The sequence below is a fragment of the Bradyrhizobium genomosp. I (2014) genome (assembly GCF_000261685.1).
Taxonomy (GTDB): Bacteria; Pseudomonadota; Alphaproteobacteria; order Rhizobiales; family Xanthobacteraceae; genus Bradyrhizobium.
In genome coordinates this window covers 1-14,372 of record NZ_AJQE01000132.1, presented here as the reverse complement: position 1 = coordinate 14,372, position 14,372 = coordinate 1, and the positions used below count along the sequence as shown (strand labels likewise).

Below are 14,372 nucleotides of genomic sequence, written 5' to 3'. Positions count from 1 at the left end.
GGCGCCCGCCGATGCGGATGGTCCGAGCTGACGTTCAGCTCGCCCAATTCTCCCGGAATTCAGGGAACAGCGTCAGGCCTCCGCAGGCATAGAGGGTCTGTCCAGTGATGTAGCTCGCGTCCTCCGAGGCGAGGAAGGCGAACACGGCGGCGATCTCCTCCGGCGTGCCGACGCGGCCCAACGGAATGTGGCTGGTGACGACGCCGCGCTTTTCGCGATCGCCGGTCCATGCCGCGTTGATCGGCGTGTCGATCGCGCCTGGCCCCACCGCGTTGACGCGGATGCCCCGGCCGGCAAATTCGAGCGCCAGCGTGCGCGTCAGATTGGCCATGCCGCCCTTGCTGATCGAATAAGCGAGATAGCCGGGCTTTGGAATGATCTGGTGGACGCTGGAGCAGTTGATGATGCTGCCGCCTCCGCCGCGTGCGATGAAATGCGCGAGCGCCTTCTGCGCGCAGAGCACGGCCCCGTTGAGATTGACGTCGATGATGCGGCGATAGGTTTCGACATCGAGCGCCTCGCTCGGCGACTCCTTCTGGAAGCCAGCATTGTTGACGAGACAGTCGAGACGTTTCCAGCGAGAGAGGATCGCCTCGAACATCGCGGCAATGTCCTGCTCATTGCCGACATTGGCCTTGACGATGCAATGATCGGGCTCGCCGTGGCCGCGATCGCCCGAAGCTGCCCGCGCGAGCGCGAGCGTCTCCTCGGCCCGCTCCACGTTCTCGAAATAATTGATGGCGACGGTTGCGCCTTCCTGGGCGAGCCGGACGGCGACCGCCCGACCGATGCCTTGCGAGGCGCCGGTCACCAGGGCGTATTGGCCGACAAGGCGCGAGGGAAAGGTGGTCGAGCGATCGGGTTGCGGCATGGGTTCTCTCCAGGGTGCCTCATCATCGACGGAAAGCGCCTTTTGTTCCATCCCTTCGGCGCATCGCTGGGATCAATTCGTGCGGCGCGCGAATGGCGAGGTCAGGATCTGGTAGAGGATGATCGCGCCAAAGGTTGCAGTACCGATCCCGCCGATCGTGAACGCACCGAATTTGAGCGTGAGATCGCCGGCGCCTGCGGTGAGCGCCACCGCGACGGTGATCAGGTTCGCCGGATTTGCGAAGTCGACCTTGTTCTCGACCCAGATCCGTCCCGCCATCGCCGCGATCAACCCAAACAGCACGATCGAGAGGCCGCCGATGACGGGACCGGGGATCGACAGGATGAGCGCGCCGAACTTTGGCGAGAATCCGAGCAGGATCGACACCGTGGCCGCGAAGGCGAACAGCAAAGTCGAATAGACCTTCGTCGCCGCCATGACGCCGATGTTCTCGGCATAGGTGGTGACGCCGGTGCCGCCGCCGCAGGCGGCCACGATGGTCGCGAGGCTGTCCGCGAACAGGGCGCGGCCGAGATAGGCGTCGAGACTGCGCCCCGTCATGGCGCCGACGGCCTTGATGTGGCCGAGGTTCTCGGCGACGAGGATGACCGCGACCGGCGCGATCAGGAAGATTGCGTCGGCGTGGAAGCTGGGCGCGGTGAAGCTCGGCAGGCCGAACCACGGCGCGGCCGAGAGTTGCGCAAAGTCGACCGGCTTGCCGAAACCGAGACCGTTCGCGAACAGCAGGTAAAGGAGATATCCGCCGATTGCACCGACAATGATCGGCAGGCGGCGCCATAGACCCGGCGCGGCAACGGCCACCACACCGATGATCAGAACGGTCGCGAGCCCGATCCAGGTGTCGAACGCGTTTGCACTCACCGCCTTGACCGCCACGGGCGCGAGGTTGAGGCCGATCGCGGCGACCACAGCGCCGGTGACGGCCGGCGGCATCAAGCGCTCGACCCAGCCGACACCGGACCACATCACAATCAGGGCAATCAGGCCGTACAGCACACCGGCGCCGACGATGCCGCCGAGCGCAACCGACAGGTTCGGGTTCGGTCCCTGCCCGGCATAACCGGTCGCCGCAATGACGACGGCGATGAAAGCGAAGCTCGAGCCGAGATAGCTCGGGACGCGCCCCGCGACGATGACGAAGAAGATCAGCGTGCCAACGCCGGAGAACAGGACCGCCACATTGGGATCGAACCCCATCAGCAGCGGCGCGATGATCGTCGAGCCCGACATTGCGATGCAATGCTGGAAACCGGAGACGACGGTCTGGCCCCAGGACAGCCGCTCCTCCGGCATGATCACGCCCGAGGTTTTCAACGTCCAGCGCGGAAAATAGCCTTGCTGGCGCGAGTCGGTTACAGTCGACATGTCCCCCCCAAGTGCGGCGCGGCAATCGATCTTCGTGCTAACAGACAAAAATGTGATTGTCGCTTCTGCGGCGGCCATCACATGATGAAGCTCATGCAAGATCCAAATCCTGCAAGATCAATGCGTTCCGGGGCTCACTCTATGACACAAGTCGCGATCCAGCCAGCCGTCGTCCGCCGGGATCAGCCCTGGTACAAGATCCTCTACGTCCAGGTCCTGGTCGCGATCGCGCTCGGCGTGCTCATCGGCTATTTCTATCCCGATCTTGGCAAGGCATTGAAGCCGCTCGGCGACGGCTTCATCGCGCTGATCAAGATGATGATCGCGCCGGTGATCTTTTGCACCGTGGTGCACGGCATCTCCTCGATGGGTGACCTCAAGCGTGTCGGCCGGGTCGGGCTGAAGTCGCTGATCTATTTCGAGACGGTCTCGACCGTCGCGCTCGCGGTCGGCCTGCTCGTCGGCGAGATTCTCCAGCCCGGGCACGGCTTCAACATCGATCCCGCCACGATCGATCCGAAATCTGTGGCGACCTACGTCACCAAGGCCAAGGAAGAAGGCATCGTCGCCCATCTGATGGCGATCATCCCGGACAGCTATCTGGGCGCGATCGCGCGGGGCGACCTGCTTCAGGTGCTGTTGATCTCGATCCTGTCGGGCTTCGCTATCGCCTTCCTCGGCAAGGCCGGCGAACCCATCGCGGAGGCGATCGACAAGGCCGCGAAGATGTTCTTCGGCATCATCCGCATCATCGTCCGTGTCGCCCCGATCGGCGCGTTCGGCGCGATGGCGTTCACCGTTGGCGCCTATGGTCTCGGCTCGCTGCTCAACCTCGCCGCGCTGATCGGAACGTTCTATCTCACCAGCATCCTGTTCGTGTTGATCGTGTTAGGTGCGATCGCTCGCCTCGCCGGCTTCTCGATCCTGCGCTTCATCGCCTACATCAAGGACGAGCTGCTGATCGTGCTTGGCACCTCGTCCTCCGAGACGGTGTTGCCGCAGATGATCCAGAAGATGGAGCATCTCGGTGCCTCGCGTTCGGTGGTCGGCCTCGTCATTCCCACCGGCTACAGCTTCAACCTCGACGGCACCAACATCTACATGACACTGGCGACGCTGTTTCTGGCACAGGCAACCAACACCCATCTCACCATCTGGCAGGAGCTCGGCATTTTGGGCATCGCCATGATCACCTCGAAGGGCGCTTCAGGCGTGACCGGCGCCGGATTCATCACGCTCGCGGCAACGCTCTCGATCGTGCCCGACATCCCGATCCAGTCGATCGCGATCCTGGTCGGCATCGACAAATTCATGAGCGAATGCCGTGCGCTGACCAATCTGATCGGCAACGGCGTTGCCTGCGTCGTCATCAGCATCTCCGAAGACGAACTCGATCGCGACGCGCTGCACGAGACCATGGCGCACCCGCTGGAGATCGGCGAGGCATTGGAACCGGGCGGAGGCGCGGCCTCATAGGCCCGCACACGGCAAGACACATCCTGGTTCCAACGCGGTAGTTTCCCGGAGTAGAAAAATGATGCGGCACGGGTCACAACGATCTGGTTGGGATCACGGATTGATACTCATTTTTTCCACCCGACGCGCTGGGGGCAGGGCGTCGGGTTTTTGAAAATCACCGCCATATCGAACCACCGGGGTGGGATCAGACGATCCCGCCATCGATGCGCGTCACCTCGGCGACAACGTCGATCCGCCGCGTAATCCCGATCGCCCGCAAGAACGCTTCGTCATGGCTGACGACGAGCAGCGCGCCATCATAGGCCCGCAAGCCGGCCTCGACGGCTTCGATGGATTCGACGTCGAGATGATTGGTCGGCTCGTCGAGGATCAGCAGCGACGGCGGCGTCCGCCCGCCGAGCACACAGGCAAGACCCGCACGAAACATTTGCCCGCCACTCAGGCTTCCGGCTGCTTGCAAGGCGGCATCGGCGCGAAACATGAACCGGGCGAGCGCGGCATGGCACTCATTCGCACCCGCGCTCGGATTGAGACGCCGAAAATTGTCCAGGATGGAGAGCGCCGGATCGAGCAGACTGACCTTCTGGTCGAACAGTGCGAAATCCGACCTGACCCGCACGATGCCCGCGAGCGGACGCAGTTCGCCGGCGATGAGTTTCAGCAGCGTCGTCTTGCCGGAGCCATTGGGCCCGACCAGTGCGACCCGCTCCGGCCCGACGACCGCAAATGAAAGATCGCGCAGGACAGGCTGCTCCGGCCGATAGCCTGCACTGACGCCGTCGAGCCAAAGCACCTCCCTGCCCGCCGGCAGGCCAGTCACGGGCAACCTGACGGACAGGGGCTGAAGAATCTCGATGCGCCGGCGCGCCGCGTCCACGGCATCGATTGCGTCTGCGCGCCGCCGCTCGGCGATTTGCGCGGTCTTGCCGCCGCTGTCCTCGCTGCGATCCTTGCGTGCCCCGGCCAGGATCCGCGGCATGTCGCCCTTGGCGCGCTTCTTCCTGCCGCCGCGGTCCTTGCGCGCTTTCCTTTCCGCAGCCTCTTGTGCCTTGCCGTCGATCTCGGACAGACGCCTTTCGGCATGAGCGAGGTCATGCCTGATAGCGTCGAGTTCGACGGCCTTCTGTTGGCGAAACCTGCTCCAATTGCCGCCATATCGCGTGGCGCCGAGCGACGTCAGCTCGACGATCGCATCCATGGTTTCGAGCAGGCTTCGGTCGTGGCTGACGACGATCGCGCCGCCGCGCCAGGCGGCGAGGAGAGCAGTCACCGCCTTGCGTCCGTTCTGGTCGAGATTGTTGGTGGGTTCGTCCAGCAGCAGGAAGTCGGGCTCGGCGAAGACCAGTGCGGCGAGTCGAACGCGCGTGATCTGGCCGCCCGACAAGCAGGACAGCTCCGTATCGGGAGACGGATCGAACCCGAGGCGCGCCAGCGCGGCCTCGAGCCGCGTTTCCAGTGTCCAGTCGATCGCCGCGATGTCGTCCACCGACGCATCGCCTCGCTCCGCACGGCGAAGCAGGTCGAGCGCCCGCCGCACGCCGAACAGGTCGGCTACGGTCGCGCCGGCAAGAACCTGCACATCCTGGCGCAACAAGCCGATGGTGCCGCTGATCAGAACGCGCCCTGATTGGGGCACATGCTCCCCCAGGATCGCCGCAAGCAGCGTCGTTTTCCCGACGCCGTTGCGGCCGACGAGACCGGTCCGCTCGGCTGCGAATGTCAGATCGATGCTGGAGAGAAGAGGACGGCCGTCAGGTGCAGACAGCGACAGGTCGGACAGAATGATCGAAGCAGGCATGGAATTCCCCGTGGGCAAGGCAGATGGGCTTTGCGATCGGGGTCATATCCATGGCTGCGAGTATCCTGATTGAGGAACTCTCCAAATAGTCCCATCGAAGGGCGAGATCAAGGCGCGGCGCGAGGAGACGACAACGCGGGAGGCGCCGCCGTCCTTCGCTACCTTGCGCTGTCAACCCTTCAGGGCGGTGACCACCACCTCGATCAGCGCGCCGCCGCCGAGCTCGGCGACGCCGACGGTAGCTCGGGTGGGGAGATTGTCTCCGAAGAACTCGGTCCAGGCAGCATCCATCTCCTTCTTCCTGGAGAGATCCGTGACGAAGATCGAGGCGCTGACGACGCGAGACTTGTCGGTGCCGGCCTCCTTCAGATAGCCGGCGATCTTGCCGAGGATGTTGCGGGTCTGCTCGCCCATGGAGACGCTGGTATCGTCGGCGATGGTGCCGCCGAGGAAGACGAAGCCGTTAGCCTCCACGGCGCGGTGCATGATGGGCGTGCGGATGCTGCGGGTGATGCTCATGATATCCTCTTGTTGCTAGAGCGTGATGGGATGGAAGCGGTCGATGCCGAGATCGCTGATGCGGGTCTGGCTGCCGCCATTGACGATCAGCTCCGCCATCACGGCACCGGCGCCGGGGCCGAGCTGGAAGCCGTGCAGGGAGAAGCCGAACTGGTGGTAGAGGCCCTTGTGGCGGCTGCTCGGGCCGAACACGGGAATATCGTCCTTCATCTTGGCCTCGATGCCGGCCCAGGCGCGGACGATGGCCGCGCTGCGCATCACCGGAAACAGCTCGAACACGGTCTGCGCACTGGTGGCGAGACTCTTCCAGTCCAGCACCGTCTCGTTGCGGTCCTGATAGGGCCTGGCCAGATGGCCGCCGCCGATCAGCACCGTGCCGTTCTTGAATTGCTTGAAGGAGAGCTTGCGCCCGCGCAGGATCACGACGGGATCGATGAAGTGCGGCACGCGCGAGGTGATCATCAGCATCGGCGCCACGGTCTCGACCGGCACCGGCTCGCCGAGATCCGCCGCGATCTTGCCGGCCCAGGCGCCCGCGGCGTTGACGAGCACCGGCGCAGCATAGGTGTCCGAGCCGACATCGACGTGCCAGAGGCCGTCACGGTGCCGGATGTTGCCGGCCGCCACGCCCTCGCGCACGGTCGCGCCGAGCTGCTCCGCCTTGCGCCGGAACGCCGTCGTCGTCTGCGCCGGATTGGCCGCTCCGTCGCGGCGCGAGACCACGCCGCCGGGACAGGTCTCGGCGACCGCCGGTACCAGCCGGCGCAACTCGGCTGCGTCGATCAGCTCTTCATGTGTGAAGCCGAGCGCGTTGAGCTCGGCGACACGCGCGCGGCAGATTGCGAGCTCTTCCTCATTCTCCGCGACCAGCACCTGGCCATAGCTCTCAAAGCTGCAATCGTCGTCGAGGAGATCCGAGATCTTCTCCCAGATCCCCATCGAGCGGATCGAGAGCGGAATTTCCGGAACGTGCCGCGCGAGCTGACGCACGCCGCCGGCGTTGACGCCGGACGCGTGCCGGCCGGCATAGTCCTTCTCGATCAGCAGCGGCTTCAGGCCGGCAAGGCACAAATGCAGCGCGGTCGAACATCCGTGGATGCCGCCGCCGACGACGATCGCATCCACGTTTTTGGTCATCCGCGCACCACGGCCTTGACGTCGGCTTCGCTCTTGGGAACGGCTGCGAGTTCGGCGAGCGTGATCGGCTTCACCGGCGCGCGGAGCCGGTAGTAGCCGATCTCTTGCGGGCTCTTGCCGCGCGCCTGCGCCATCAGCTCGGTGACGGTGAGGCCGCACAGCCGGCCCTGGCACGGGCCCATGCCGGTGCGGCGGTAGGCCTTGAGCTGGTTCGGGCCGGTCGCGCCGATGGCGACGGAGTCGAGAACGTCCTTCGCGGTGACTTCCTCGCAGCGGCAGACGATGGTGTCGCCCGAGGGAATGCGGAACTGCGGCGCGGGGCGGAACAGCGTGTCAAGGAAGAGGCGGCCACGCTCGGCCTTGGCGAGGTCGGCACGGAGCGTCGCCATTGCAGGGAGCCTGGCCGCGGCCGCGGGCGCCAATGCGTCCACCGCCGCACGCGCCGCGATGCGACCACGAACCACGGCGGCGTTCGCACCGCCAATGCCAGCGCCATCGCCCGCGATCGCGATGCCCGCAACCGACGAATTGCCGCTCGCATCGAGCACCGGCGACCAGCAGAGCTGCAGGTCGTCCCAGCGATGCTCGACACCGGCGGACATTGCCAGATTGACATTGGGCACCACGCCCTGATGCAGCAAGAGGAGATCGGCGGGAATGGTCTCGCGCCTGCCGCCCGCGACATAACTCACGCTGGCGAGCTGACCGTCGCCAGCCGCAGCAAGCTCGGCGACACCAGAGACGACCTGCACCTTGGCCTTCACCTCACGCATCATCGACAGGCCCTTGGCGAAGTAGGGCGAGGTCAGAAAAGCGAAGGCATGGGGCAGCGCGGCGAGGTAATTGCCGCGCTCGGTGGTGTCGAGAATGCGGTCGATGCGGCCGCCAAGGCGCAGGATCTGCGCGGCCAGCAGCCAGAGCAGCGGCCCCTGCCCTGCGATCACCGTGCGGCCGTCGGGCACCAGCGCCGACGACTTCAGCATGGTCTGCGCCGCGCCCGCGGTCATCACGCCCGGCAATGTCCAGCCGGGAATCGGGAACGGCCGCTCCAGCGCGCCGGTGGCAAGGATCACGCGCTTGGCCTTGACGAAGGCTGAAGCACCGCCGATCGAGACGGCGATATCGAGATTGCGGTCGAGGCTCCACACCGTCGCACGAGGGATCACCTCGGCACTGCTTGCACGCAGCGACTGCACGAGATCGGCCCCGACCCAATAATCGGCGCCGAGCTGATTGCGATCGGTCACCGGCGTCGAGGAGATCGCACGAAACACCTGGCCGCCGGGGCCGATGTTCTCGTCGAGCAGCAGTGTCGTGAGACCAGCTTCGGCGGAGGTCGCCGCGGCGGCAAGGCCCGCAGGCCCGGCGCCGATCACGACGACGTCGTAGTCTTCGCGCCTGGGAGCCACAGTCATTGTCCGATCTCCCGCTTGCCCTTCTGGATTTCGATCTGCATGCCCTCGGCGACCGGTACGAGGCACCCCTGCCGGTTGCCGACGCCGTCGATGGTGATGAGGCAGTCGAAGCACACGCCCATCATGCAATAAGGCAGGCGCGGCGCGCCGCTGACCGCGGTCGACCTCCGCACATCAACGCCGGAGGCCAGCAGCGCAGCCGAGACGGTGTCGCCCTGGCGCGCCGCGACGGCAACGCCGTCGATGAAGATCTGCACTTGCGGACGCTTGTCCTGTTCGGATCGCCTGAACATGGGGATGCCCCTTGGCTCCTTCCTGATAATTTCTAATAGCCGCTGCTGTTGGCCGCGCCCGCGCCGCCAAAGCGGCTGGCCGAGAACGCGCCGACCAGCTCCGGCTCGAGCACGCCCTGCGCCACCATGCGCGCGATCTCGAAGGCATGGTTGGAGGCGAGCGTCACGCCGGAATGGCAGCAGGCGACGAAAGCGCCGGGATGCGTCTCCGACTGGTCGTAGATCGGAAAACCGTCCTGCGGCATCACGCGGATGCCGGCCCAGCTCCTGACCACGTTGAGCCGCGACAGATGCGGGAACATGCGCTGGGCGCGATCGGTCATGACCGCGCTGATCGAATGCTTCAGCGCGCGGTCATCGAGCTCGTCCTCCTTGCTGTCGCCGATCATCACGGTGCCCTCGTCGGTCTGGCGGATCGTCGTCAGCGGATGCGGCAGGAACGGCATGGTGCGCTCGGTCACCACGATCTGGCCGCGGGTCGGTCCCATCGGCGCGTAAAGACCGACCATCGGCGCCAGCGTCTGGTTGGCGTTGCCCGCAGCAAGCACGATCTTGGCGGCGCGCAGCTCGCCCTTCGGCGTCGTCAGATGGAATTCGCCGCCGCTCTTGCCGATCGCGGAGACCGGGCGCTCCGGAAGATAGTCGATGCCGAACGCCTTGAAGCCGGTGTGGAATGCCCGGAAAGTGCGCAGCGAATTGACGTGACCGTCGAGCGGACAATAGCTGCCGCCCGAGACCTCCGGCCCAATCAGCGGCAATGACTTCTTCACTTGGGATGCAGAGAGCATCTCCATCTTGTAGTCGGCCGCGCCGACCTGGTTGTGCATGCGCTTGACCAGCTCGGTGCGCTGGCCGAATTCCTCTTCGCCGAGGGTGAGATGAAAACCGCCGTTCTGCTGGAGCGAAACGTCGAGCCCGGTCTGCTGCTTCAACTCCGAAGCAAGCCGGCCCCACGCCTGCGACGCCTGCACGGTCCACACCGTATAGGCCGGCATGCCGAGGCCCTTGCTCTGGACCCAGACCAGCGCGAAGTTCGCGCGCGAAGCACGCCTGGTGATGTCGCCTTCGTCGAGCACGGCGACCTTCTTGCCGAGGCGGCCGAGGCCCCAGGCAATGGCGGAGCCGAGCAGTCCCCCGCCGACGACGGCGACGTCGTATTCTCCTGACATGAGTTCTCCTATCGTCCCGTATCGCCCTTGCCGGCGAGCACACGGTCGAGCCCGTAGAAACGATCGAGCAGAATGAGGGCAGTCATGGTGATCGCGATCACGCAGGCCGAGACCGACGTCACCAGAGGATCGATGTTGTCCTGGATGTACAGGAACATGCGCACCGGCAACGTCTCGGTGCCGGGCGCCGCAAGGAAGACGGTCATGGTGAGATCGTCGAAGGACTGGATGAAGGCGAGCGCCCAGCCGCTGATGACGCCGGGCAGGATCAACGGCAAGGTCACGCGGCGGAACAGCGTCCAGCCGCCGGCGCCGAGCGAGACCGCCGCCATCTCGACGGTGCGGTCCATGCCGGTTGCGACGGCCAGCGTCAGACGCAGCGCGAACGGAAACACGATGATGACATGCGCGATGATCAGCGCGGCAAAGCTGCCGCCGAGGCCGGCCGAGGTGAAGAAACGCAGGAAGGCGATGCCGAGCACGACATGCGGGATCATCAACGGCGACAGGAACAGAGCCGCCAGCGCATCACGGCCGCGGAAGCGATAGCGCGCGATCGCCAGCGCCGCCGGCACCGCGAACAGCAGCGCGACGAAGGACGACAGCGCGCCGAGGCCGAGGCTGACCCAGAAGGCGTGGATGAATTCAGGGTAGTTCGCGATGGTCCTGAACCAGCGCAGCGAGAAGCCGTTGGTCGGCAGCGACAGGAAGCCTTCCGGCGTGAAGGCGACGAGGCAGACCACCAGGATCGGCGCCACCATGACGATGACGAAGACGGTGTGGAAGATCAGCGCGAGCGGGCCGTTCCGTCTCATCGGAACACCTCCGCATAGCGCCGCTCGATCAGCGCGTTGCTGCCGACCACGATGAGCACCAGCGCGACCAGCAGCAGCGTCGCCACGGCGGCGCCCAGCGGCCAGTTCAAGGTGTTGAGGAATTCGTCGTACGCCAGCGTCGCCGCGACCTTGAGCCGGCGGCCGCCGATGATCGCGGGCGTCGCAAAGGCGCTGGCCGAAAGCGAGAACACGATGATGGCGCCCGACAGCACGCCCGGCATGATCTGCGGCATGATGATGCGGCGGATGATGGTGACGGGACCGGCGCCGAGCGACATCGCGGCGTTCTCGATCTGCGGATCCAGCCGCTGCAGCGCGGCCCAGACCGACAGCACCATGAACGGCATCATGACGTGCGCGAGCGCAACGACCACGCCGGTTTCGGTGAACATGAAGGGGATGGGGGAGCGGATCACCCCGAGCGACATCAGGAGCTTGTTGACCAGACCGTTGTTGCCGCCGAACAGCAGGGCCCAGCCGAGCGTGCGTGCCACCACGGAGATCAAGAGCGGCCCGAGAATGACCAGCAGGAAGAAGCTCTTCCAGCGGCCGCTCATGCGGTTGAGGATATAGGCCTCGGGCGCCCCGAGCAGCGCGGTGAGCAGCGTGGTCAGGATCGCGATGCGAAAGGTCCGCCAGAACATCTCGGCATAATAGGGATCGGTCGCGATCTCCCGCCAGTTCTTGAGGATGAAGACCGGCTCGATGCCCTTGTACTGGCCCCAATCGTGGAACGACAGCATCACGGTCATCGCCAGCGGAATCAGCAGCACACCGACGAACAGCATCAAGGCGGGCGCCGTCAGCGCCCACGGCGTACGCGCACTGCCCTCCTCGGCGGCCGCGCTCATGCGCCGGCCCTCGCGCGCACGCTCATATCCTCGGGCCGCCAGGTGAGGCGAACCGCGTCGCCTTCGGCCGGCTGCGTCTGCCCGTCGTTCTGGCGGATCACGATCGCCGGGCCGCATTCGCTCTCGCACTGGAACAGCCAGTGATTGCCCTGGAAGATGCGCGTGATGATCTTTGCGCCGAGGCCGGCATCGCCAAAGCCGATTCTTTCAGGGCGAACGCTGACGGTGACAGGACCGCCGAGCCCGGCCGGCGCCGGTGCGCGCCAGGAGCCCGCCACCAGTTGCGTCGGCGCGACGGTCCGGTCGATCGTGCCGGCAAAATCGTTGGTCTTGCCGAGAAACTGCGAGACGAAGGCGGAGGCCGGCCTTTCATACGTCTCCTGCGGCGTGCCGATCTGCTCGATCTTGCCCTGGCTCATCACCACGATGCGGTCTGACAGCGACATCGCCTCGTTCTGGTCGTGGGTGACGAGGATCGTGGTGGTGCCGATGGTGCGCTGGATCTGGCGCAGCTCGATCTGCATCTCCTCGCGGAGCTTGGCGTCGAGGTTGGACAGCGGCTCGTCGAGCAGCAGCACGCTCGGCTTGATCACCAGCGCGCGCGCCAGCGCCACGCGCTGCTGCTGGCCGCCGGACATGCGGCGGGGATGGCGGTCCTCAAAGCCGGCAAGGCCGACCATCGCGAGCGCGGCGCGGACGCGCTCGGCCCGCTCGTTGCGCGGCACATTGCGCATCTCGAGGCCAAAGGCGACGTTCTCCGCCGCGGTCATGTGCGGAAACAGCGCGTAACTCTGGAACACGATGCCGAGGCCACGCTTGGCCGGATGGATCGCGGTCAGGTCCTTGCCCTCGAGGCGAATCGCGCCGCGCGTGGGATCGAGGAAGCCCGCGATCATCTGCAGCGTCGTGGTCTTGCCACAGCCCGACGGGCCGAGGAAGGAGATGAACTCCCCCTTCCCCACCGACAGGCTGAAGTCATCGACCACAGTCTGCGCGCCGAACTGCTTGGCGACCCGATCGAGCTCGAGATAGGCCATGCGCTGTCTCCGCTACCGACGATCCGATCAGCGTTCGACCTCGCGGTTCCAGCGCTTGGTCCACTCCTCGCGCTTCTCGTTGATGACGGTCCAGTCCGGATTGTAGAGCTTGGCCGCGCGCTCGCCGATCGGGGCCATCTTGCCGAACTCCGGCGGGATCGCCATCGATTTCAGCACCGGGCCGTAGCCGTAATCCTTCAGCATCACGAGCTGGATTTTTGGATCGAGCAGCATCTTGACGAAGCTCGATGCAAGCGGCGAGGCGTTCGGCTTGGCGATCGGACACGCCGTCGTCAGCAGTGTCGCTGCACCTTCCTTGGGATAGACGAAGTCGACGGGGAAGCCGGTATTGGCGAAGCTCTGCACACGGCCGGTGCCCCACACAGCGATCACGGCCTGGCCGGACTGGAACAGCTCGGTCATCTTGCCCGGCGACGGCTCATAGGCGAGCACGTTCGGATTGATCTGTTCCTTGAAGATCTTGAAGCCGGAATCGACGTTGGTCTCACCGCCGCCGTTCATCTTCGACAGCATCACCAGCGCTTCGAGACCGTAAGTGTTGTTGATCGGCGGAATCACGAGTTGCTTGGCGTATTTCGTGTCCTTGAGGTCATTCCAGGACGTCGGCGGCGCCCAGCCCTTCTCCTTGAACACCTTGGTGTTGTACATCAGGCCGGTCGCGACGATGCCGATCGCGACCGCGCGATCGTCCTTGAAGCGGGCGGTGTCGTAGAGATCGGCCGGCAGCCCGTCGAGCTTTCCGCAGAAGCCGAGCTGGATCGCCTGGTACATCGGGCCATCATCGACGATGGCGACGTCGATCTGCTGGTTGCCCTTCTGTGCCTGCAGCTTGGCCAGCGTGTCGGTGGAGTTGCCGGCGACATACTCGACCTTGACGCCGTTCTCCTTCTCGAAGGCCGGGATCACCTCGTCGCGGATCGTCTTCTCGAACGAGTCGCCGTAGCCGGCGACGTAGAGGGTCTTTTGCTGGGCCGAAGCGGCCGACGGGACGGCAATGAGCGCCGCGATGCTGACCGCTGTCAGAAGGCGAAGAGTCTTCATGTAGTCCGATCTCCATACCGGAATGAGGTGGCGTGCCGACAAATCTCCGGCCGAAGCGCCTTCCGCATTTCCTTCCGCGCAGATCCCTCTCCGATCAGGGCCCCGGCCCCTGTTCGGCAGGTTTTGGCGCGATCTGGAGGTTTGAACCCCTCCAATCTGCCGAAAAAGCGGGCTGTCTTCAGCTCTGATGAAAAAGATCGCAACCTATACTTCCATCGTCCAATGAATAATGGCACCCTCTGCATGCCAAAATGTTATGAATTGGAAATGGAATGGCGCGGATCAATTCGCGGCAGGTGGAAGCCTTCCGGGCGATGATGCTGACCGGCAGCGTCACCGAGGCGGCGAAACTGATGGTGGTGACGCAGCCCGCGGTCAGCCGGCTGCTGCGCGACTTCCAGGCGCTGCTCAAGATGGAGCTGTTCGAGCGGCGCGGCACCGGCCTGGTGCCGACCGCGGCGGCGATGGCGCTCTATACCGAGGTCGAGCGCTCCTTCGTCGGCCTCGAACGCATCACTG

The 14,372-nt window shown here is 65.2% G+C and carries 14 protein-coding genes; 2 read left to right on the top strand and 12 right to left on the bottom strand.

The features are described 5' to 3' along the window. Positions 1-34 precede the first annotated feature (34 nt). Entirely contained in the window at positions 35-871 is an 837-nt protein-coding gene (locus IC50_RS12420; protein WP_035704600.1) for an SDR family oxidoreductase, read from the bottom strand. A gap of 72 nt (positions 872-943) precedes the next feature. After that, positions 944-2,257 (bottom strand): solute carrier family 23 protein, encoded by a 1,314-nt coding sequence (locus IC50_RS12415; protein ID WP_035704598.1) that lies wholly within the window; start codon positions 2,255-2,257, stop codon positions 944-946. Between the two features lie 141 nt (positions 2,258-2,398). On the opposite strand from IC50_RS12415, the gene IC50_RS12410 reads away from it, so the two are divergent. Continuing rightward, on the top strand, positions 2,399-3,733 hold the full coding sequence (locus tag IC50_RS12410) for a dicarboxylate/amino acid:cation symporter (RefSeq protein ID WP_035704596.1): 1,335 nt from the start codon (positions 2,399-2,401) through the stop codon (positions 3,731-3,733). Positions 3,734-3,920: 187 nt separating this feature from the next. On the opposite strand, the gene IC50_RS12405 is transcribed toward IC50_RS12410, so the two are convergent. From IC50_RS12405 to IC50_RS12360, 10 genes are all read right to left on the bottom strand, one after another. After that, positions 3,921-5,534, bottom strand: a complete 1,614-nt coding sequence (locus tag IC50_RS12405; protein ID WP_035704594.1) for an ABC-F family ATP-binding cassette domain-containing protein — start codon at positions 5,532-5,534, stop codon at positions 3,921-3,923. Between the two features lie 171 nt (positions 5,535-5,705). Beyond that, positions 5,706-6,053, bottom strand: a complete 348-nt coding sequence (locus IC50_RS12400; RefSeq protein WP_035704593.1) for a RidA family protein — start codon at positions 6,051-6,053, stop codon at positions 5,706-5,708. Positions 6,054-6,068: 15 nt separating this feature from the next. Next, positions 6,069-7,190 (bottom strand): NAD(P)/FAD-dependent oxidoreductase, encoded by a 1,122-nt coding sequence (locus IC50_RS12395; protein ID WP_035704592.1) that lies wholly within the window; start codon positions 7,188-7,190, stop codon positions 6,069-6,071. After that, positions 7,187-8,605: an NAD(P)/FAD-dependent oxidoreductase gene (locus tag IC50_RS12390; RefSeq protein WP_035704591.1), complete on the bottom strand. Its 1,419-nt coding sequence runs from the start codon at positions 8,603-8,605 to the stop codon at positions 7,187-7,189. The genes IC50_RS12395 and IC50_RS12390 overlap by 4 nt, the downstream gene beginning before the upstream one ends. Further along, positions 8,602-8,898, bottom strand: a complete 297-nt coding sequence (locus tag IC50_RS12385; RefSeq protein WP_035704590.1) for a (2Fe-2S)-binding protein — start codon at positions 8,896-8,898, stop codon at positions 8,602-8,604. Before IC50_RS12385 ends, IC50_RS12390 begins: the two co-directional genes overlap by 4 nt. 32 nt (positions 8,899-8,930) lie before the next feature. Beyond that, the gene (locus tag IC50_RS12380; protein WP_035704589.1) at positions 8,931-10,067 is read right to left on the bottom strand and encodes an NAD(P)/FAD-dependent oxidoreductase; all 1,137 of its coding nucleotides are present in this window, start codon (positions 10,065-10,067) and stop codon (positions 8,931-8,933) included. An 8-nt stretch (positions 10,068-10,075) separates the two neighbouring features. Further along, positions 10,076-10,882 carry an ABC transporter permease gene (locus IC50_RS12375; RefSeq protein WP_035704588.1) on the bottom strand — a complete coding sequence of 269 codons (807 nt, stop codon included), beginning with the start codon at positions 10,880-10,882 and terminating at the stop codon, positions 10,076-10,078. After that, complete coding sequence (locus tag IC50_RS12370) at positions 10,879-11,754, bottom strand: ABC transporter permease (RefSeq protein ID WP_035704587.1); 876 nt, start codon at positions 11,752-11,754, stop codon at positions 10,879-10,881. Before IC50_RS12370 ends, IC50_RS12375 begins: the two co-directional genes overlap by 4 nt. Beyond that, positions 11,751-12,791, bottom strand: a complete 1,041-nt coding sequence (locus IC50_RS12365; protein ID WP_035704586.1) for an ABC transporter ATP-binding protein — start codon at positions 12,789-12,791, stop codon at positions 11,751-11,753. The genes IC50_RS12370 and IC50_RS12365 overlap by 4 nt, the downstream gene beginning before the upstream one ends. A gap of 27 nt (positions 12,792-12,818) precedes the next feature. Further along, complete coding sequence (locus IC50_RS12360; protein ID WP_035704584.1) at positions 12,819-13,853, bottom strand: ABC transporter substrate-binding protein; 1,035 nt, start codon at positions 13,851-13,853, stop codon at positions 12,819-12,821. A 272-nt stretch (positions 13,854-14,125) separates the two neighbouring features. Between IC50_RS12360 and IC50_RS12355 the strand changes: the two genes are divergently transcribed. Then, a partial coding sequence (locus tag IC50_RS12355) for a LysR family transcriptional regulator (RefSeq protein ID WP_035704582.1) occupies positions 14,126-14,372 on the top strand: 247 nt, incomplete at its 3' end.

Bases quoted from the DNA above. Each gene is read 5' to 3' on its own strand.
- IC50_RS12400 (WP_035704593.1), bottom strand. From the start codon at position 6,053: ATGAGCATCACCCGCAGCATCCGCACGCCCATCATGCACCGCGCCGTG.
- IC50_RS12395 (WP_035704592.1), bottom strand. From the start codon at position 7,190: ATGACCAAAAACGTGGATGCGATCGTCGTCGGCGGCGGCATCCACGGA.
- IC50_RS12365 (WP_035704586.1), bottom strand. From the start codon at position 12,791: ATGGCCTATCTCGAGCTCGATCGGGTCGCCAAGCAGTTCGGCGCGCAG.
- IC50_RS12380 (WP_035704589.1), bottom strand. From the start codon at position 10,067: ATGTCAGGAGAATACGACGTCGCCGTCGTCGGCGGGGGACTGCTCGGC.
- IC50_RS12390 (WP_035704591.1), bottom strand. From the start codon at position 8,605: ATGACTGTGGCTCCCAGGCGCGAAGACTACGACGTCGTCGTGATCGGC.
- IC50_RS12375 (WP_035704588.1), bottom strand. From the start codon at position 10,882: ATGAGACGGAACGGCCCGCTCGCGCTGATCTTCCACACCGTCTTCGTC.
- IC50_RS12370 (WP_035704587.1), bottom strand. From the start codon at position 11,754: ATGAGCGCGGCCGCCGAGGAGGGCAGTGCGCGTACGCCGTGGGCGCTG.
- IC50_RS12360 (WP_035704584.1), bottom strand. From the start codon at position 13,853: ATGAAGACTCTTCGCCTTCTGACAGCGGTCAGCATCGCGGCGCTCATT.
- IC50_RS12410 (WP_035704596.1), top strand. From the start codon at position 2,399: ATGACACAAGTCGCGATCCAGCCAGCCGTCGTCCGCCGGGATCAGCCC.
- IC50_RS12385 (WP_035704590.1), bottom strand. From the start codon at position 8,898: ATGTTCAGGCGATCCGAACAGGACAAGCGTCCGCAAGTGCAGATCTTC.
- IC50_RS12420 (WP_035704600.1), bottom strand. From the start codon at position 871: ATGCCGCAACCCGATCGCTCGACCACCTTTCCCTCGCGCCTTGTCGGC.
- IC50_RS12415 (WP_035704598.1), bottom strand. From the start codon at position 2,257: ATGTCGACTGTAACCGACTCGCGCCAGCAAGGCTATTTTCCGCGCTGG.
- IC50_RS12405 (WP_035704594.1), bottom strand. From the start codon at position 5,534: ATGCCTGCTTCGATCATTCTGTCCGACCTGTCGCTGTCTGCACCTGAC.